This is a genomic window from Pseudonocardia charpentierae, assembly GCF_031845345.1.
Lineage (GTDB): Bacteria > Actinomycetota > Actinomycetes > Mycobacteriales > Pseudonocardiaceae > Pseudonocardia > Pseudonocardia charpentierae.
The window spans coordinates 389308-408510 of sequence record NZ_JAVREJ010000001.1; the positions used below are offsets into that span (position 1 = coordinate 389308).

Below are 19203 nucleotides of genomic sequence, written 5' to 3' on the forward strand. Positions count from 1 at the left end.
GACTCGCGGGTCACCAGCCGGCGGGGGCCAGGTGGCGGTGGTGGCGGCCGGTGTCGGTCACCGGATATCCCGGGGCGTAGGACGCCGGCGGATAGGTCGCCGGGTCGTAGTACGCCGGGTCGTCGATGCGGGGCCACACGGCCGTCATCTCGGCCCGACCCGGCGGCGGCTCGACCGGCACCTGCCGCGGCGCGAACGACCCGGGGGAGTACGGGTCGACGGGAGCAGCGCGGTATCCGCCCGACCGGTACGGGTCGACGGGCGGGTACGGCTCGTAGCCACCCGATCCGTACGGGTCGACCGCGTGCAGGGCCGGGACGATCGGGATCGGGGCCGTCGGCGGGTCGTCGCGAAAGCGGTCGACGGGCTCCGGCACCACCCGCAGCGGCCCGCCCCCCGTCCGGCCGCGCGGCCGCCGCGCGCTCGTCCGGCGCAGCGAGGTGAAGATCGGGGTCAGAGCCGCGTCGCGGTCGAAGGCGTGCCGGCCGTCCGTCGGTTCGGCGCGGTCGAACTCGACGGGCTCCTCCGGCATCCACCGATCGGGATCCGGGGCCGTCGGGTTCGAGGCCCACCGGTCTCGAACCCCGCTCCACATCCTCGATCGCTCCCTCACGCCGTGCCCCCCTGTCCGTCCACGCACTCACCACCCACAACGGCGATCACCCGCACGGGGAAACGCTCCCGGAGCAACCACTACCGGGCTCGGGGACGGTTGCCACCCGATCAGGTGGATCGGGCGTGTCGAGCAGCACGCAGGCGCGGTCACGACCCCGGTTCAACGATCCCGATCGGCCGCCGCCGTCACCCACTCGGCGGCTCCGGCGCTCACGCAGGTACCCGACCGGGAACACCCGACCGGGTCACGTGCACACAGCCCGTGGTCGACATGCCGACGCCGCCGAAGCAGAGCAACATCGACGCGTGAGACATCTCGTCACCGGCGCCACCGGCTACGTCGGCGGCCGACTGGCCCCCCGACTCCTCGCCGAGGGCGACGCCGTGCGTTGCCTGGTCCGCGACCCCGCCAAACTGCGGGAGGTCCCGTGGGCCCGTGACGCGGAGGTCGTGCGCGGTGACCTGCTCGACGAGGACGCCGTGCGCGCCGCCTGCGCGGACGTCGACGTCGTGTACTTCCTCGTGCACTCCCTGGTCGAGCGCGACTTCGCGGCCATCGACCGGCGCGCCGCCACGATCGTCGCCCGCGCCGCACGCGACGCCGGTGTGCGCCGCATCGTCTACCTCGGCGGCCTGCATCCCGACGGGCCGCTGTCGGAACATCTGGAGAGCCGCGGCGAGGTCGGCGAGATCCTCCTGTCCAGCGGTGTGCCGACCGCGGTGCTCCAGGCGGCCGTCGTGCTCGGGTCCGGATCGGCCAGCTTCGAGATGCTTCGGTACCTCACCGAGCGGCTGCCCGTGATGGTGACGCCGCGCTGGGTCGGCACCCGGATCCAGCCGATCGCCATCCGCGACGTGCTGCGCTACCTCGCCGCCGCCGCCCGCCTCCCGGACGACGTCAACAGGACCTTCGACATCGGCGGCCCCGAGGTGCTCACCTATCGGGAGATGATGATGCGCTACGCGGCCGTCGCCGGACTGCCGCCGCGGCGGGTGTTCCCGGTCCCTGTGCTCACCCCGCGGCTGTCGTCGCACTGGGTCAACCTCGTGACGCCCGTGCCACGGGCCATCGCCATGCCGTTGATCGACTCACTGGTGCACGAGGTCGTGTGCCGCGAGCAGGACATCCTCGAGTACGTGCCGGACCCGCCGGAGGGCCGCATCGGCTACGACCAGGCCGTCGCGCTCGCCCTCACCAAAATCGGCACCGGTGAGGTGGAGACACGCTGGTCCGACGCCGCGGGCACCGCCGCCGCGGCAGACCCGCTGCCCAGCGACCCGCAGTGGGCCGGCGGGACCGTGTACCTCGACGACCGCGAGTGTGAATGCACCGCCGATCCCGACGCGCTGTGGTCGGTCGTCACGGGCATCGGCGGCGGACGGGGCTGGTACTCGTTCCCACTGGCCTGGGCGGTCCGCGGCTGGCTGGACCGGCTCGTCGGCGGGGTGGGGCTGCGTCGCGGACGGCGCGATCCCGACCGGCTGCACACCGGCGACGCGCTGGACTGGTGGCGCGTCGAGCGGCTGGAGGACGGGGACGGCGAGCGACTGCTGCGCCTGCGCGCGGAGATGAAGGTGCCGGGCCGTGCCTGGTTGGAGATGACCGTGCACCCTGCCGCGGACGCGAGTTCGCGCTACCGCCAGCGCGCCGTCTTCCTCCCCCGCGGACTGGCCGGCCACCTGTACTGGTGGGCCGTCGCACCGTTCCACGGGCTGGTGTTCGGCGGGATGGTCCGCAACATCACGCGTGCCGCTGAGCGGGAGGCGAAGGTCTGAGCCGCCCATCTCCTCCGGCGTGTCTCGGGTGAATCGGCGGAAGGTGTCCGGCCGCGATTGCCGCGCCCGGGGTCGCCCACTAGCGTTCCGCACGTGGCCAAGATCGTGTCGTTGACCGACGCCGTGGCCGAGTTCGTTCACGACGGCGACACTGTCGCTCTTGAGGGGTTCACACACCTCATCCCGTTCGCCGCGGGCCACGAGATCATCCGCCAGCGCCGCCGCGACCTCACGCTCGCCCGGATGACCCCGGACCTCATCTACGACCAGATCATCGGCGCCGGCTGCGCCCGCAAACTGATCTTCTCGTGGGGCGGCAACCCGGGTGTCGGCTCCCTGTACCGCCTCCGCGACGCGATCACCGCGGGGTGGCCGGTCCCGCTGGAGATCGAGGAGCACACCCACGCCGGCATGGCCAACCGCTACGTCGCCGGCGCGTCGGGCCTGCCGTTCGCGGTCCTGCGCGGCGCTGCGGGCACCGACCTGACCCGGCACACGCCGACCGTCACCACGGTCCGCTGCCCGTTCACCGGCGAGCACCTCACCGCCGTCGCCGCGCTGAACCCGGACGTCACGATCGTGCACGCCCAGCGCGCCGACCGGGCCGGCAACGTCCAGCTGTGGGGCATCACGGGTGTGCAGAAGGAGGCCGTGCTCGCCGCCCGCCGCGCGCTGGCGACCGTCGAGGAGGTCGTGAACGAGCTGCCGCCGGAGCCGGGTGCGATCGTGCTGCCGCGGTTCACGCTGAACGCCGTCGCGGTCGTGCCCGGTGGTGCGGCGCCGTCGTACGCGCACGGCTACTACGACCGCGACAACGCCGCCTACCTGGAGTGGGACACGATCAGCCGGGACCGGGAGACGTTCACCGCCTGGCTGCGGGACGTTGAGAAAGGGGACCCGGAGAAGGGGGACCCGGAGAAGGGCGAACCAGGCACGAAGCGGAGGAGACCGTGAACCACACGGCCGAGGAGATGATGACCGTCGCCGCAGCCCGCGAGCTGCGCGACGGTCAGGTGGTCTTCGTCGGGATCGACCTCCCGTCGCGCGCGGCGAACCTCGCCCGACGCCTGCACGCGCCCGGTCTGGTGCTCGTCTACGAGTCGGGGACCGTCGACACCAAGCCGGCCGAACTGCCGCTGTCGATCGGCGACGGCGTGCTGGCCGACACCGCGTTGACGGTCGTCAGTGTTCCCGAGGTCTTCAACTACTGGCTGCAGCCCGGCCGGATGGACGTCGGGTTCCTGTCCGGAGCCCAGATCGACCGCTACGCCAACCTCAACACCACGGTCATCGGCGCGTACGACGAACCGGAGGTGCGGCTGCCCGGCTCCGGCGGCGCCCCCGAGATCTCCGCAGGCTGCCGCGAGATCATCGTCGTGATGCGCCACCGCAAGCGGGCCTTCGTCGACCAGGTCGACTTCATCACGACGTTCGGGCACGGCTCGGGCCCGACCGACCGCGCCCTGCTGGGGCTGCACGGCTCCGGACCGATGCGGGTGATCACCGATCTCGGCGTGCTGGAGCCGGCGCCCGACTCCAAGGAGCTCATGCTCACCGCGCTGCACCCGGGCGTCACCGTCGAGCAGGTGCGGGCGGAGACCGGATGGTCGTTGGAGATCTCCGACGAGCTCGGTGAGACGACCCCGCCGACGGAGCGGGAGCTCACGACTCTGCGCGCGATGAAGACCGTGGGTGCGGGCCGCCGGTGACGGTGCGGCTCCACCACGTCGCCGAGGGGCCACCCGACGGGCCGGTGCTCGTGCTGGCCGGCTCCCTCGGCAGCACCGTAGAGATGTGGCGCCCGCAGCTGCCGGTGCTCGCCGAGCGGTTCCGGGTCGTGCGGATCGACCTGCGCGGTCACGGCGGCTCGCCCGCGACCCCGGGTGATTATCAGATCGCCGACCTGGCCGACGACGTACTCGAGCTGCTCGACGACCTCGGTCTCGACCGCGTCGACTGGTGCGGGCTGTCGCTGGGCGCGATGGTCGGCATGCACCTCGCGTCGGAGACGCCCGAGCGGATCGGCCGCCTCACCCTGTGCTGCACGTCCGCCCACTTCCCCGACCCGACGGTCTGGCAGCAGCGGATCGCCGCCGTCGCCGAGCGCGGGACGGCCGGGATCGCCGAGGCCGTCGTGGCGCGCTGGTTCACGCCCGGCTGGGCCGCCGCGCATCCGGACGTCGTCGGCGAGGCGGAGGAGATGGTCGCCGACACGTCCGACGCGGGCTACGCGGGCTGCTGCGCCGCGCTCGTCGTCTGGGACCACCGCGACCGGCTTCCGGCGATCACGGCGCCGACGCTGGTGATCGCGGGTGCCGACGACCTCGCGACCCCCGTCGAGCCACACGCCCGCACGATCGTCGACGGGATCCCGGGCGCCCGGCTGGCGGTCGTCCCCGGCCTGCACCTCGCGAACATCGAGTCGGCCGAGGCGGTCACCGGCCTGCTGATGGAACACCTGACGACGTCGACAGATAGCCGGTGATCGCCGCCTCGACCGCCGCCTTGTCGACGCCGAGCCCGGACAGCACGCCGCTCCCGTCTTCGACCTCCAGCAGCGCCAGCAGGATGTGCTCGGTCCCGACGAAGTCGTGCCCCAGCCGCAGTGCCTCGCGGAAGGTGAGCTCGAGCGCCTTCTTCGCCGCGGCGTCGAACGGGATCAACGCCGGAAGCTCGGCCGCCGCTTCGGGAAGCGCCGCGGCCGCCGCCTGACGCACCGCCTCCGTCGTGATCTCCTGCGCCACCAGCGCCCGGACGGCGAGCCCGTCGGGCTCGGCGAGCAGCCCGAGGACGAGGTGCTCCGGCCGGATCTCCGCGTTGGCCGCCGCGCGGGCCTCGTTCTGGGAGGCCACGACGACGTTGCGGGCCCGCGGGGTGAACCGGGTGAAGTCCTGCGCCGGCTCCTTCGCCACGAAGCGCTTCTGCACGGCCTGCTTGCTGACCCCCATGCTCCGGCCGATGTCGGTCCACGAGGCCCCGGCCCGGCGGGCGCGGTCGACGAAGTGGCCGATGAGGTGGTCGGCGGTCTCGCCGAGCGTCTCGCCGACGAGGACGGCGGTCGCGACCCGGTCCAGCGGGTCGTCGTGCGCGGTCTCCACGCCGACGATGAGGTCGTCCAGCCGAGGTGTACCGGTCATGCGGAGGGGTTTCGTCATCCGTCAACTCTAAGTTGACGAGGAGGAGAACGTCAACTCCCGGTTGACGGTCAGCGGGCAGGAACGCCCTGCGCCTGCTCCCGCTCGAGCCCCACGACCCGCTCGGTGATCGCCCGACCGAAGCGGCCGAACACCACGTCGAGCACCGCACCCACCGGTGCCATGCGCGCGAGTCGCACCAGCCCGCCGATGCGAGGCACGGAGCGCGTCGTCGGCCGGCCGGCGTCCGCGGCGTCCAGCACTGCGGCCGCGACCCACGACGGGGGAAACCCTGGTGCCTTCGGCCGGTCCGGATCACCGGGCTGCGGCGACCGGTCCACCGCTCGGGCGAGGTAGTCGGTCGCGATCGGCGCCGGGTTCACCGAGTGGACCCGCACGCCGCTGCCGCGCAATTCCCGGCGCAGGCCCTCGACCAGACCGTGTACCGCGAACTTGCTCGACGAGTACACGGTCGCCGGCGGGACCGAGGCCCAGGCTGCAACCGAGGAGAGCATGACGACGGCGCCGTGCCTGCGGGCGCGCATGCCCGGCAGCACGAGCCGCGTCAGGTCGGCGACGGCGACGACGTTGGTGCCGTAGACCCGCTCGATGTCGTCGACGGTCATCTCGTCGAGGTAGCCGAGCGCGCCGACGCCCGCGTTGTTGACCAGCACGTCGATCCGGTCGTGCGCGTCGACAACGCGCTTCACCAGTTCGGCGCGCTCGGTGGCGTCCGTGACGTCACAGGTCTCGACGTGGATGCCGGGGTGCTCGGCGGCCAGCTCCTGCAGTGCGGGCGCGTGCCGGGCGACGCCGACGACCGTGTCGCCGCGCCGGGCGAACGCCAGCGCCGACTCGCGGCCGATCCCGGACGAGGCTCCGGTGACAAGGACGACGCGCGGACCAGACAAGGCGACCATGTAGGGCGAGGTACCCCGACGGTTCGAGATGAAGCACCTTTGCCCCGTTTCGGGACCTCCGTCACCAGTTGCACTAGCGTGGGCGGATGCCCAAGCCGTCCGCCGTCGAGGTCGAGGCGGGAGGGCGCGCGGTCCGCGTGTCCAGCCCGGAACGGGTGATCTACGAGGCCACGGACCGCACGCCCGCCGTCACGAAGCTGATGGTCGCCGAGTACTTCGCGCGGGTGGAGGACGGGTTGATGCGCGCCCTGCGCGACCGCCCCACCGCGCTCGAACGCTGGCCGAGCGGTGTCCGCCCCGACATCAAGCTCGCCACCGGCCGCCCGGGCGAGAAGGCCGACGCGTTCTACCAGAAGCGGGTTCCGAAGGGCGCGCCCGACTATCTGGAGAGCGTGGAGGTCGCGTTCCCGTCCGGCCGCAAAGCCGCGGAGATCTGTCCCACGGAGATCGCCGTGCCCGTGTGGTGCGCGCAGATGGGGACGCTCACGTTCCATCCCTGGCCGGTCCGGCGCACCGACGTCGACCACCCCGACGAGCTCCGCATCGACCTCGACCCCCAGCCGGGCACCTCGTTCCGCGACGCCGCCCGCGTCGCCGGTGTCGCCCGGGAACTTCTCGACGAGCTCGGCCTCGTCGGGTTCCCGAAGACCTCCGGCAACCGCGGGGTGCACATCTACGTGCGCATCCGGCCCGAGTGGGACTTCGTCGACGTCCGGCACGCGGCGATCGGGTTCGGGCGGGCTCTGGAACGGCGCGACGACGGCGTCACCACCAAGTGGTGGAAGGAGGAGCGCGGCGAGCGCGTGTTCGTCGACTTCAACCAGAACAGCCGCGACCGCACGATCGCGTCGGCCTACTCACTGCGCCCCATCCCCGGTGCGCCGGTGAGCACCCCGCTGACCTGGGACGAGCTGGCCGAGACGACCGATCCGACCGCGTTCACTCTGTTCACGGTGCCCGACCGGCTGGCCGACGGCGATCCCTGGGCCGCGATCGACGACGTCGCCAACTCCCTGGAACCGCTGCTGCGGCTCTACGAGGAGTCGGGCGAGGGCGAGATGCCGTACCCACCCGACTATCCCAAGATGCCGGGCGAGCCGCCGCGGGTGCAGCCGAGCAAGAAGGTCGAGGCCAACTGGACCGACGACGGACGGCGCCGCGAATCCTGATCATGGCTGCAGTCGGCCCATCGGGCAGGTGCGCAAGAACGGTCGGGCGCACCTGGCGGCCCGTCCGCCACGCTGACTCCATGACCCAGAAGACCGTCTACTACACCGCGACCACGCTCGACGGGTTCATCGCCGACCCCGCCGACTCCCTGGACTGGCTGCTGGTCCAGGACATCGACGCGGACGGGCCCATGAACTACAACGCGTTCATCGCCGGGGTCGGTGCCATCGCCATGGGTGCCACGACCTACGAGTGGATCCGCGCGCGGATCACCGAGGGCACCGAGAAGTGGGGCTACGCCATGCCCGCGGTCGTGTTCACCCACCGTGACCTGCCCACGGTCGACGGCGCCGACCTCCGGTTCGTCTCCGGCGACGTCGCCGCCGTCCACGCGGAGCTGGTGGCGGCCGCGGGCGGCAAGGACGTCTGGGTGGTCGGCGGCGGCGACCTGGCGGGTCAGTTCGCCGACGCCGGTCTGCTCGACGAGATCGTCGCGGCGATCGCCCCGGTGACGCTCGGGGCGGGCCGCCCGATCTTCCCGCGCCGCTACGCGCTGCGCCTGACCGATGTTGCCCGCAACGGCGCGTTCGCCTGCGCCCGCTACGCGGTGCTCGGACCGCGCACCACGGACTGGTCCGCATGACGGGCCGCGACCGGCTCCGGGAGCTGCTCGACGCCGTCCTCGACGAGGAGCACCGGTCGCTGGCGGACATGGCCCACGGGGCGTACTCCTCGCCGTTCCACTTCAGCCGGCGGCTGGCCCGCGACGCCGGGGAGCCGCCGGTGGCGATGCGGCGGCGCGTGGCGCTCGAGCGCGCCGCCTGGCAGATCGCCCGTGGCGCGTCGGTCACCGATGCGGCGTTCGCGGCCGGGTTCGGCTCGGTCGAGGGGTTCACTCGCGCGTTCACCCGCGCCTACGGGCATCCCCCGAGCGCGACGCCCACCGGGTCGGCCGCCGGCTCGGCGCACTGGCTCCCGGCACCGAACGGCATTCACTTCCACGCTCCGGACGGACTGTGGATGGAGGGTGCGGCCGGCGCGTCGGCGGCCGAGGTGACTGCCCTGATGGTGCACCACGACATCGACGACGTGCGGACGCTGGTGGAGCTGGCCAAGGGTCTCGACCCCGCCGAGTACGCCCGTGACCGGCTGCCCGGGCTGGTCCTGCTGCAGTGGGCTGGCCCGGAGGGCTCGATCGCGGCGCTGCTCAACCGGTGCGTGGGGACCTACGAGATCTGGCTGGCCTCCATCGAGGGCGCCGATCATCCCGGTCGGCTCACCGACGACGCCGACCCGGTCGAATTGGCAGCCCGGCTCGACGACGTCGCGCCGCGGTGGCTTGCGTTCGTCCGCGACGTCGAGCGGCGCCGCGCCTGGGGCGACCGCCTGGTCGACGCGCTGTGCGACCCGCCCGAGAGCTTCGTGCTCGGGAGCGTGCTCGCGCACGTGCTCACCTACTCCGCGCAACGCCGTGGCCTCGCGCGCGCTCTGCTGCGTCAGGCCGGAGCCGCGGTGGGCGATCCGGCCCGGCCGGGTGGTCCGCCGGACCCGGCCCGCGACGGCGATCCCATCGAGTGGCTACGACGAGGGGCGCCGTGACCACTCGGCCCGTCTCACACGTGGGCCTGCCGGATCACGGCGGCGAACAGGCGCCCGACGAGCCCGCCGGACGGCGTGCTGGTGGAGACGGTGCGCGCGTGCCGGTCGATCCGGTCGCGGCGGCGGACGTCGGCGCGGAGCGCCGCATCGGCGGCGCGGCGGGCACGACGGGACGGCAGGCTGGTGTCGTACGGCGTGGTGTCGTAGACGGACATCGAGGGCGCCTTCCGGTGGGGAGCCGGTGTCGGAGGCGCTCCGCGCGGAGAGAGTCCGAACGGAGCAGTGCCGTCACGTAGCGTACGCAGCCTCCGCGCCCTGGCCGGACGTTGCGCGACAGACGGTGCACGGAATGCGGCGAATGGCCCCGGCGACGCGACGCCCTGCGCCGTTGACCATGGCGCGATGCTCCGCTCGGCCCTAGTGTCGTGATCCGGAATGGTTGTCACCCCTCGTCGAGGAGGGTCCTCGTACATGACCGGCACCGCGCTCCGCCTCGGGCGCCTGTTCCGCTCGAGCGGCCGGGCGTTCGTCACGGCGTTCGACCACGGCACCACGCTGCGCATGCCGATGTCCGGCCCCGGACCGCGCGAGGTCCTGTCCACCATCGTCGACAGCGGCCCCGACGGGGTCCTGCTGTCGGCCGGCATGCTGGCGACGAACACCGACCTGTTCGCCCGGCGCGGCGCTCCGGTACCGGTCGTCCGGGCCGACTGGACCGTCATCGACGAGGACTGGAAGGCCGATTCCGGCGAGTTCCACCGGGTCGTCGTCACGCCGGCCGAGGCCGCGGCGATGGGGGCCGGAGCGATCTGCATGTACCTCATCGGCGGTCCGGCCACGGGCGAGATGTTCGCGGGCAACGTCGCCGCGGTCGCGAAGGCGGCCCACGAGGCCGACCGCGTCGGGATACCGCTGATCGTCGAGGCGACCCTCTGGGGCAGCAGGCACACCGACAAGAAGGATCCGGAAGCCGTCCAGCACATGTGCCGGATCGCCTACGAGCTCGGTGCCCACGCGATCAAGACCGAGTTCACCGGCGACGTCGAGTCGATGCGGCAGGTGATCGGGTCGGTCGGGGTGCCGGTGCTGACCCTCGGCGGCGCGCGGGGGGCCGCGGACGCGGTCGAGGCCGCCGCCCGCGACGCGATCACCGCCGGCGCGAAAGGCCTGATCTTCGGCCGCAACGTCTGGGCCGCCGACGATCCGATCACCACCACCAAGAACCTGTTGGACATCGTCCACGGCGCGGTCTGACCGCCTCGGTTCGAGCACGAAGGGGAGCAATGCGCGGCTTCACGTTCCAGGGACCCGGCAAGGCAGAACTCACCGAGCTTCCCGATCCCGAACCGGGTCCCGGCGAGATCCTGCTCAAGGTCGAGGCGAACACCGTCTGCGGCACCGACCTGCGGATCATGCGCGGGGAGAAGACGAAAGGCGTTCGCCACGGTGTGGTGCTCGGCCACGAGGCGAGCGGCACGATCGCCGCACTCGGCGACGGCGTCGAGGGCTACCAGGTCGGCCAGCTCTGCGGCGTGAGCCCGATCTTCGCCTGCGGCATCTGCCGGTACTGCCAGAACGGGCTGCAGAACCTCTGTGAGAACGCCCTGGTGGTCGGCTACGACGTCGACGGTGGCCTCGGCGAGTGGATGGTCATCCCGGAGATCGGCGTCCGCGCCGGACGGCTTGTGGCCGCGCCGGACGGGCTCCCGCCCGAGCAGCTCTCGCTGGCCGAGCCGCTGGCCTGCTGCCTCAACGGCATCGACCAGTACCGCGTCGACGTCGGCGACGTCGGCGTCATCCTCGGTGCCGGCCCGATCGGGCTGTTCCACCTGCAGCTCGCCGTGATCGCCGGCGCCCGCACGGTGATCGTCTCCGACCCGTCGGAGTCACGGCGGAAGGTGGCCGCCGAGCTGGGTGCAGGCGCCACCGTCGACCCGACGAGCGAGGACCTCGCCGCGGTCGTCGCGGACGCCACCGGCGGGTTCGGCGCGCAGGTCGCCGTCGTCTGCATCGGCCGCCCGCAGCTGGTCAACGACGCCCTGAACCTGGTCGGCAAGCGCGGCCGGGTGTCGGTCTTCGCCGGCCTCGCCGACAAGGGCTGGGCCGAGATCGAGGCCAACCTCATCCACTACAAGGAGATCAGCCTTCTCGGCGCGGCGAACTCCGGGACGGCCGACTACGAGCGGGCGGTCGCGCTGATCTCGTCGGGCCGCATCGACGCCGGCCGGATGGTGACCCACCGGTTCCCCCTCGACCAGGCCGCCGAAGCGATCACCTCCGTGGCCGGCGGCGAAGGCATCAAGGTCGCCGTCCTCCCGAACAGTTGAGCAGGGCCAGACCGAGAAGGAGCCAACGTGGCTGACAACGGACTGCTGATCGGCATCGACTTCGGCACGGGGAGCTCCAAGGGCGTCCTCGTGCGGCCGAACGGGGAGATGGTCGCCCAGGAGGCGCGCGAGCACCGCACGTCCAACCCGCGACCGGGCTTCTTCGAGCACGACGCCGAAGACGTGTGGTGGCACGACTTCACCTCGATCGTCGAGGCGCTGCTGGCCAAGGCCGACGGACCGATCGTCGGGGTGTGCACGTCCGGCATCGGACCGTGCCAGCTGCCGGCCGACGCCGACGGTCAGCCGTTGCGCCCGGCCATCCTCTACGGCGTCGACACCCGTGCGTACAAGGAGGTCGCCGAGCTCACCGAGAAGTACGGCGACGACGAGGTGGTACGGCGGTGCGGCAACTCGCTGACCGCGCAGTCGCAGGGCGCGAAGTGGCTGTGGCTGGTGCGCAACCAGCCGTGGATCTACGAGAAGACCCGGTACTTCTTCATGTCGCACACCTTCACGGTGTTCCGGCTGACCGGGGAGTACGTGCTCGACCACCTCTCAGCGTCGATGTGCGAGCCGATGTACTCGCCGGCGGCCCGCGACTGGATCCCGGAGTGGTGCGAAGACGTCGCCCCGGGTCTGCCGCTGCCCCGGCTCATGTACTCCAACCAGGTCGCGGGGCACATCACCCCCGAGGGCGCCCGGAGGACCGGACTGCCCGAGGGGATTCCGGTGGCCGTCGGCACCATCGACGCGTTCTCCGAGGCGCTCAGCGTCGGGGTGAAGGATCCCGGCCAGATCATGCTGATGTACGGCTCGACGATCGTGGCCGACCTGATCACCGAACGCGCGGTCCCGCACCCGGCACTGTGGTCGCTCACCGGGACGTACGAGAACACGTTCTCCCTGGCCGGCGGCCTGTCGGCCAGTGGAGCGCTGACCACGTGGCTGCGCGACATCGTCGGCGGGGTCGAGTACGCGGTCCTCACCGAAGAGGCCGAGGAGGTCGCGCCCGGCTCGAACGGCCTGTTGGCGCTGCCCTACTTCGCCGGCGAGCGGACACCGATCAGCGACCCGCACGCGCGCGGCGTCATCGCCGGGCTGACGCTGAGCACCACACGCGGTGAGCTGTACCGGGCCCTGCTCGAGGCCACCGCGTTCGGCACCCGGCACCTGCTGCAGTCGATGGCGGAGGCCGGTGCGGCCGGGAAGCGCTGCGTCGCGGTGGGCGGCGGCACGAAGGGCGGGGTCTGGACCCAGATCATGTCCGACGTGTGCGGCATCGAGCAGGACCTGCCGAAGTACGCCATCGGTGCCGCTTACGGCGACGCGCTCCTCGCCGCGCAGGTCGCCGGCTTGGCCGACGAGTCGACGAACTGGGCACAGATCGCGCACACGGTCCGGCCGAACCCGGACAACAAGCAGATCTACGACGACCTGTTCGGGCACTACCTGGATCTGTACCCGGCGACGAAGGATCTCCAGCACCACCTGTCCGGGCTGCACCCGGGGTAGCCGCCCGGCAAGCGATCGATCGGTCGTGAGCGGGTCGCCAGTCGAGTCCGAGCCCGACTGGTGACCCGCTCGTGCTGTCTGCGGGGTGGCTCAGCCGTGGGCGAGGTCGGGGACGGCGGCGGCGAGGGTGGCGACGGCCTCGACCGTCCAGGGCCCGGTGGTGACCACGGCGACGTGGTCGATGCCCAGCTCGCCGAACGCCTGGCAGCGTTCGACGAACGACGCCGGGGTCTCGCCGGGGTCGAGGCGGGTGGAGATGGTCTTCTCGATCTCCTCGTACGGGCGGCCGATCGCGGCGCAGAGCTCTGCCAGGACGCCGAGCTTGTGGCGGGCGGTAGCGCCGCCGTCGGGGATGTCGAAGACGTTGCACATGTCGGCGTAGCGGGCGACCAATGGCAGGGTGCGGCGTTCGCCGGTGCCGCCGATCAGGATCGGCGGGTGCGGCCGGGACATCGTCGGCGGGCTGTGCACCGGCGCCGCAAGCTGGTAGTGCTCGCCGTGGAAGGGCGTCTGGTCGCCGGACCACAGGTGCCGGGCGATCCGCAGGGTCTCCTCCAGCCGCTCGAACCGTTCCGCGACGTGCGGCAGCGGCAGCCCCATCGCCGTGGCCTCGGCGGCCTCGTAGCCGGCGCCTACTCCGAACAGTGCTCGGCCTGAGGACAGGACGTCCAGCGTGGTGACCGCCTTGACCAGCAGTGCGGGTGGCCGGAACGTGACGCCGGTGACCAGGGTGCCCAGCCGTACCTGTCGGGTGTGCGCGGCGAGGAACCCGAGGGTGGTGTAGGCCTCCAGCATCTCGGTCTCGCCCGGGCGGGCGCCGTAGGGATCGGCCTGCAGCAGGTGGTCGGCGACCCACACCCCGTAGAGGCCGCCCTGGTCGGCGGCTTGCACGATGCGGGACAGGGCGGGGGCGATGTCGGTGTCGCGCCACGAGAAGTTGGTGATGCTCAGGCTCAGTCTCACCGGTGGCCCCTTTCGGACGAAGGCCGCAGCGGCTGGCCGACAGCCCGGCCGCCCGCCTTCACCGGGGCTCCCCGGGTGGCGAGGACGCGGCGGCCTGCAGAGCGCCGACGTGCACGGCTGCGACCTTCCATGCCCCGCCGGAACGGACGGCTGTGAGGGTGAGCCGGTAGCGGCCCGAGACGTCGCGGTCACCGATGCTGGTCACCAGATCGAGTACGTCGTTGTCGGTCATCTGCCCCTCCTGCAACTTGCAGTGACCCCAAACATAGGGCAGCAAGACGATTATTGCTACCCTGTTCGTGTGGGGTTGCGGGAGCGCAAGAAGGCACAGACGAGGCAGCGGATCGCGGACACCGCGCACCGGCTGTTCGGCGAGCGCGGCTTCCAGCAGGTGACGGTGGCCGAGGTCGCGCGGGAGGCCGACGTGGCCGAGGCCACGTTGTTCAACTACTTCCCGACCAAGGAGGACCTGTTCTACTCCGGGTTGGAGGAGTTCGGCGCGCGGCTGGTCGAGGCGGTGCGGCAGCGGCCGGCCGGGGAGCCGGCGCTGGTGGCGTTCCGGACCTTCCTGCTCGGCGAGGCCGAGCAGCTCGACCGCATCGCCAACGACCAGGTCGCACTCGAACACGCCAGCGCGAACGCGCGGGTCGTGCTGGCCAGCCCGGCCCTGCAAACCCGGGAACGGCAGGTCCTGGCCGGCATCGCCACCGCCCTGGCGGGCGCTCTCGATGGCCGGACGGCAGGTCCGGTCCGGCACGCCGTGGCGAATGCCCTGCTGGGAGTGCACACCGCCCTCCTCGACTACGCCCGCGAACGCCTGGCCGCCGCCGAAAGCCCCCGGACGATCGCCGCTGATGTGCGCGCACACACCGTCGAAGCGCTGGCACTGCTAGAACACGGCCTAGGCAACTTCCCCTCGGGAACCGCCGACCGACTTGGATGAACCCTCGCGGCGGTCGTCATGACCGCCACCGTGGGCCGGCCGCCGCCGTCCTCGGTGGCTCAGCCGTGGGCGAGGTCGGCGAAGCGGCTGTAGTGCAGCTGGTGCGCGACGGTGATGGTGCTGGTCGGACCGTTCCTGTGCTTGGCGAGGATCAGGTCGGCCTCGCCGGCACGGGGGTCGTCGCGTTCGAAGGCGTCGGGCCGGTGCAGCAGGATGACCATGTCTGCGTCCTGCTCGATCGAGTTGTGCAGGACAATCCCCTCGGCGATGAAGCTGTGTGTCCCGGGCACGGTGGCGTCGAACACTTCCTGATCGCCGAGGCTCTGGATCTCGACGATGCCGTCCCAGAAGACGTCGTTCGTCGCGAACATGTCCAGATCGCAATCGTGCAGAACCGCGGCCGCCCTGGCCAACCGGGACCGACTCGGAGCGTGCTTCCACATCGTCGATCCGCAGAATCTGGAACCCATCGCCGCAGCGAAGCTGCGGTGGGTCATGTGCTGCTCGGTGAGAAGTTCCCGCACCCGACCCCAGACCTCACGCGGAACGGTGTCGAGATTCGTGTTCGCGGCGATGTCACGCAGACGTTCGCCGACGGCGCGAGCAGCCTCGCCACGCGCCCCGTGCACGCCGATGACGTCGACGAAGACACGCTGGTGCTCCGAACCGGTGACGTGCAGGTGCCAGCCGTCTCGGTACCCCGGGTTCTTGATCCGCTTGATTCGGCTGAGCACGCCGAAGCGCAGGAGCAGCCGCGACACGTCGTCGACCAACCGTCGACTCGTGGACGAGTAGTAGATGCGCCCGATTCCGTTGGGGTCGTCCCAGCTCACCGACCCGTCGGTCGCCCACAGATGCCGCAGGAACAGCGCCACCTGCTCGTCCGACAGGGAGAACACCTGCGCCGGCACGAACTTCTCGTAGCTGCGCAGGCCGAACAGGCCCAGCCCGTCGAGCCACTCGGCAATCGGGTTCCGCCGGCCGTGAGTGAGGTGGTACGGAGCAGGCAGCCGCATGGTCGTGACCCGGGCGGCTGCGTACTCGTCGCGGACCGCGGTGATCCCGAACTCATGTGACGCGGCTGCCTCGACAGCCTCGAGATTCGCCTCGTCCGTGCTCGCGTACCGGAGCGGCTGACGCTTGACGAACGACCCGTCGCCGATGAGGTGTGCCAGTAGCACCACCCGCTCGTCGGGCATCGCCACCATCTGGACCGGGGCCGGGACACGGCGCGGAGTGGCAACACGGTCGCCGACGGCGAGATCACCGAGTGCGCACCAGCCGTCGACGGTGAGGAAGGGGTGGTTCGCGGTGGCCTCGACCTCTCGGCCGGAGGCCAGGCGGACGCGGAACACCTCCTTGACACCGCTCGAGAACACCGAGGTGACCTCGCGGGCCACCATCCGCATCCGCTCGTCCACCGACCACAGGCGCACACCCCGCTCCCCCGAGGAGAGCAGTTCGCCGATGGTGATCTCGGCACCGGTGTCGGCGCGCAGAAGCCGGGTACCGGCGGTCACACAGCCCGACTCACGTAGATCCGAGATCATCGGCCGCTTGTCGGTGCGCTGCTCCGGTCCGCGGTTCAGCTGACTGATGGCCACCACCGGCACCTCGAGCTCCTTGGCCAGGAGCTTGATCTGCCGGGAGAACTCGCTGACCTCCTGCTGACGCGACTCGACCTTGCGCCCTGAGGTCATGAGCTGCAGATAGTCCAGGATGACCAGCTTGAGGTCGTTGCGTTGCTTGAGCCGGCGCGCCTTTGCGCGGATCTCCATGAGCGTGAGGTTCGGCGAGTCGTCGATGAAGATCGGCGCCTCGCTGATCTCGCTCATCCGCCGCGCCATGCGCGTCCAGTCGTCGTCGCTCATCCGGCCGGCACGCATGTCCGACAGCCGGATCCGCGCCTCGGCCGACAGCAGCCGCATGACGATCTCGCTCTTGCTCATCTCGAGCGAGAACACGGCGCTGGTCATGCCGTGCTTGACGGAGCAGGAGCGGGCGAAGTCCAGCCCCAGGGTGGAGTTGTGGGTCGGCACCATGGAGGGACCGGCGAGGTAAAGATGGTCTGCGGCGTCGACCTCGACGCACCGGACCGGAACGCTCGCCACGGCTCGCACGTCGACGACCCAGCGCGGCTGTGGGGCCCGCAGCATGTCCCGCCCGGGGGCCCGACCCCACCCTGCCGTCCGGCCCGCCCCGATGAGGGCGGACTGCTCGATGTCGACGACGTGGTTCGGCCGACCGTCGGCGCCGAGGAGAGTGCGGGCCAACGCTCGGGTGGTCCACACGCACCGACGCCCGGCGCGGTCCGCGGTGAGCCACTGGTGCTGCGCATCCGCGACGATGACGGTTCCGTCGGAGAACACGACATCGTAGCAAGGACGGCCGAGCATCACCTCGGTTCTCGCGAGGACCCGGGTCGGGTGCCCGTCGGCCCCGAGCAGGAGATCACCCGCCAGGACCTCCCCCATCGTGGTCCAACCGTGCGGGGTGGGCAGCGGGGTGTCGAGCGCGAGCGCCTTCCCGAGCCCCGGGCGAGCCGCCACGACGATCATCTGACCCGGGTGCAGGCCGTTCGTGGCGGCGTCGAGGTCGGCGAAGCCGGTGGGGACGCCCAGCGACACCCCGCCCCGCGAGGCGATGGCGTCGATCTCGTCCATCGTGGGCTGCAGCAGCTCCTCGAGGGCGACGTAGTCCTCGCTCGTGCTGCGCTCGGTGACCTCGTAGATGGCCGCCTGGGCGCGGTCCACGACGTCGTTGACCTCGGCACCGTCGGCGCCGTGGTAGCCGAGCTGGACGATCCGCGTGCCGGCTTCGACGAGCCGGCGCAGCGTGGCCTTCTCGGCGACGATCTCGGCGTAGTAGGCGGCGTTCGCGGCCGTGGGGACGGTCGCGATGAGCGTGTGCAGGTACGGGGCGCCACCGAGCCGGATCAGGTCGCCCCGGCGCTGCAGCTCCGCGGAGACGGTGACCGCGTCGGCGGGCTCGCCGCGGCCGTAGAGGTCGAGGATGCACTCGTAGACGGTCTGGTGCGCGGGGCGGTAGAAGTCGTCGGGCCGCAGGACCTCGACGACGTCTGCGATCGCGTCCTTGCTCAGCAGCATGCCGCCGAGCACCGACTGTTCAGCGGTGAGGTCCTGCGGGGGCTGGCGGTCGAACGGCGACATGTCCGCGCCGGACCCCGGCGCGTCGGCGGAGCGCACCGGACGCGGCCGGCCCGCTGCTCGATCGTCCGTCACGGCCATACGCAGCGTCACCCCCGGTCGTCAGTGTATCGAACATGCGTTCGATGTGCTCGGGGAGTTCACCGGTGTCCCACCGATGAACGGCAGGCGGCACGCACGTCTCGCGCGACCCCTCGTGCCGGGAGGTTAGGCGTCGCGGGGCGGGCCGTCGAGCATGCCCGCGGCCGGGTCTGTGGACAGCATGGGGATGACCGGTAAAGGCCCAGCATGCTGTCCCGACCATCCTGTGGACACCGTGGGGACAACTCGCGGATTTAGGCAGTTTCCGCAGCTCAGAGAAGGTAAGTGAGATGTGGACAAGATTGGGGGTACGACACGCCGAGAAGATCGTCGTTCGGCGTGTCGCCCTCCCGGGACGCCTGTCCACACGGCGCGTCCACAAGTCCGTTCGGCGACGGCAGCGCAACCTGCACGTGTCCCGGAAGTTGCGGTCGAGCGCCGCTCACTCACCGGCTCCGGACTCACCCGGAAACGACGAAGGGGCGGGTACCGAGCTCGAAGCTCGGCACCCGCCCCTTACGCTGGGTGACGACTGGCGTCAGCCGGCGACCACCGCGACGTCCAGCTCGGTGGTGACCTCCGGGTGGAGGCGCACCGTGACAGGGTGCTTGCCGACGGTCTTGATCTGGGCCGGTACGTCGACCGCCCGGCGGTCGAGGGCCGGGCCACCCGCGGCCCGGACCGCGTCGACGACGTCCGCGGACGTCACCGAGCCGAACAGCCGACCCGATTCGCCGGCGGCCTTCGCCTTGACGGTGACCGAGAGGCCGCCCAGCTGGGCTGCGACCTCGCGGGCGTGCCCGAGGTCGCGGATCTCGCGCGACTTGCGGGCCCGACGGATCGCGTCGACCTGCTTCTCCGCGCCGCGGGTGGCCACCACGGCCAGCCCACGCGGAAGCAGGTAGTTGCGGCCGTAGCCGTCCTTGACCTCGACGATGTCGCCGGGCGCACCAAGATTGGGCACGTCACCGGTGAGAATGAGCTTCACGATGT

19 protein-coding genes are annotated in these 19203 nt (G+C 71.5%); 11 read left to right on the plus strand and 8 right to left on the minus strand.

Annotated elements, in window-relative coordinates; genetic code table 11:
• Positions 1 to 10: 10 nt before the first annotated feature.
• Positions 11 to 532: a hypothetical protein gene (locus tag RM445_RS01850; RefSeq protein WP_311554162.1), complete on the minus strand. Its 522-nt coding sequence runs from the start codon at positions 530 to 532 to the stop codon at positions 11 to 13.
• 389 nt (positions 533 to 921) lie between these two features.
• Here RM445_RS01850 and RM445_RS01855 point away from each other — a divergent pair, with 389 nt between their 5' ends.
• From RM445_RS01855 to pcaD, 4 genes are all read left to right on the plus strand, one after another.
• Positions 922 to 2391 carry an SDR family oxidoreductase gene (locus RM445_RS01855; RefSeq protein ID WP_311554163.1) on the plus strand — a complete coding sequence of 490 codons (1470 nt, stop codon included), beginning with the start codon at positions 922 to 924 and terminating at the stop codon, positions 2389 to 2391.
• Between the two features lie 93 nt (positions 2392 to 2484).
• A complete protein-coding gene (locus tag RM445_RS01860; protein WP_311554164.1) occupies positions 2485 to 3345 on the plus strand; it encodes a CoA transferase subunit A in 861 nt (286 codons plus the stop codon).
• 17 nt (positions 3346 to 3362) lie between these two features.
• A complete protein-coding gene (locus RM445_RS01865) occupies positions 3363 to 4100 on the plus strand; it encodes a CoA-transferase subunit beta (protein WP_311554388.1) in 738 nt (245 codons plus the stop codon).
• Positions 4097 to 4876, plus strand: coding sequence for a 3-oxoadipate enol-lactonase (gene pcaD / locus RM445_RS01870; protein WP_311554165.1), 780 nt, complete (start codon positions 4097 to 4099; stop codon positions 4874 to 4876). The genes RM445_RS01865 and pcaD overlap by 4 nt, the downstream gene beginning before the upstream one ends.
• Here pcaD and RM445_RS01875 read toward each other — a convergent pair.
• Both RM445_RS01875 and RM445_RS01880 read right to left on the minus strand, forming a co-directional pair.
• Complete coding sequence (locus tag RM445_RS01875) at positions 4827 to 5546, minus strand: Clp protease N-terminal domain-containing protein (RefSeq protein WP_311554166.1); 720 nt, start codon at positions 5544 to 5546, stop codon at positions 4827 to 4829. The genes pcaD and RM445_RS01875 overlap by 50 nt on opposite strands.
• Positions 5547 to 5596: 50 nt before the next feature.
• Positions 5597 to 6445: an SDR family oxidoreductase gene (locus tag RM445_RS01880; protein ID WP_311554167.1), complete on the minus strand. Its 849-nt coding sequence runs from the start codon at positions 6443 to 6445 to the stop codon at positions 5597 to 5599.
• Positions 6446 to 6531: 86 nt separating this feature from the next.
• Here RM445_RS01880 and RM445_RS01885 point away from each other — a divergent pair, with 86 nt between their 5' ends.
• The 3 genes from RM445_RS01885 to RM445_RS01895 all read left to right on the plus strand — a co-directional run bounded on the left by RM445_RS01885 (position 6532) and on the right by RM445_RS01895 (position 9214).
• Positions 6532 to 7614, plus strand: coding sequence for a DNA polymerase domain-containing protein (locus RM445_RS01885; RefSeq protein WP_311554168.1), 1083 nt, complete (start codon positions 6532 to 6534; stop codon positions 7612 to 7614).
• 80 nt (positions 7615 to 7694) lie between these two features.
• A complete protein-coding gene (locus RM445_RS01890; protein ID WP_311554169.1) occupies positions 7695 to 8258 on the plus strand; it encodes a dihydrofolate reductase family protein in 564 nt (187 codons plus the stop codon).
• Positions 8255 to 9214: a helix-turn-helix domain-containing protein gene (locus tag RM445_RS01895; RefSeq protein WP_311554170.1), complete on the plus strand. Its 960-nt coding sequence runs from the start codon at positions 8255 to 8257 to the stop codon at positions 9212 to 9214. The genes RM445_RS01890 and RM445_RS01895 overlap by 4 nt, the downstream gene beginning before the upstream one ends.
• A gap of 14 nt (positions 9215 to 9228) precedes the next feature.
• Here the strand turns inward: RM445_RS01895 and RM445_RS01900 are convergent, their stop codons facing one another.
• Complete coding sequence (locus RM445_RS01900; protein ID WP_311554171.1) at positions 9229 to 9429, minus strand: hypothetical protein; 201 nt, start codon at positions 9427 to 9429, stop codon at positions 9229 to 9231.
• A gap of 256 nt (positions 9430 to 9685) precedes the next feature.
• Between RM445_RS01900 and RM445_RS01905 the strand changes: the two genes are divergently transcribed.
• The 3 genes from RM445_RS01905 to RM445_RS01915 are packed head-to-tail and all read left to right on the plus strand — an operon-like array spanning position 9686 to position 13056.
• A complete protein-coding gene (locus RM445_RS01905; protein WP_311554172.1) occupies positions 9686 to 10468 on the plus strand; it encodes a class I fructose-bisphosphate aldolase in 783 nt (260 codons plus the stop codon).
• A gap of 29 nt (positions 10469 to 10497) precedes the next feature.
• Complete coding sequence (locus RM445_RS01910) at positions 10498 to 11541, plus strand: zinc-binding dehydrogenase (protein WP_311554173.1); 1044 nt, start codon at positions 10498 to 10500, stop codon at positions 11539 to 11541.
• 27 nt (positions 11542 to 11568) lie between these two features.
• Positions 11569 to 13056: an FGGY-family carbohydrate kinase gene (locus RM445_RS01915; RefSeq protein WP_311554174.1), complete on the plus strand. Its 1488-nt coding sequence runs from the start codon at positions 11569 to 11571 to the stop codon at positions 13054 to 13056.
• Between the two features lie 90 nt (positions 13057 to 13146).
• On the opposite strand, the gene RM445_RS01920 is transcribed toward RM445_RS01915, so the two are convergent.
• Positions 13147 to 14019, minus strand: a complete 873-nt coding sequence (locus RM445_RS01920; RefSeq protein ID WP_311554175.1) for a TIGR03560 family F420-dependent LLM class oxidoreductase — start codon at positions 14017 to 14019, stop codon at positions 13147 to 13149.
• 58 nt (positions 14020 to 14077) lie between these two features.
• A complete protein-coding gene (locus RM445_RS01925) occupies positions 14078 to 14251 on the minus strand; it encodes a hypothetical protein (protein ID WP_311554176.1) in 174 nt (57 codons plus the stop codon).
• Between the two features lie 69 nt (positions 14252 to 14320).
• Here RM445_RS01925 and RM445_RS01930 point away from each other — a divergent pair, with 69 nt between their 5' ends.
• Positions 14321 to 14962 (plus strand): TetR/AcrR family transcriptional regulator, encoded by a 642-nt coding sequence (locus RM445_RS01930; RefSeq protein ID WP_311554177.1) that lies wholly within the window; start codon positions 14321 to 14323, stop codon positions 14960 to 14962.
• A gap of 59 nt (positions 14963 to 15021) precedes the next feature.
• Here RM445_RS01930 and RM445_RS01935 read toward each other — a convergent pair whose 3' ends face one another.
• Entirely contained in the window at positions 15022 to 18210 is a 3189-nt protein-coding gene (locus tag RM445_RS01935) for a replicative DNA helicase (RefSeq protein ID WP_311554178.1), read from the minus strand.
• 538 nt (positions 18211 to 18748) lie between these two features.
• Positions 18749 to 19198, minus strand: a complete 450-nt coding sequence (gene rplI / locus RM445_RS01940) for a 50S ribosomal protein L9 (protein WP_311554179.1) — start codon at positions 19196 to 19198, stop codon at positions 18749 to 18751.
• Positions 19199 to 19203: the final 5 nt, after the last annotated feature.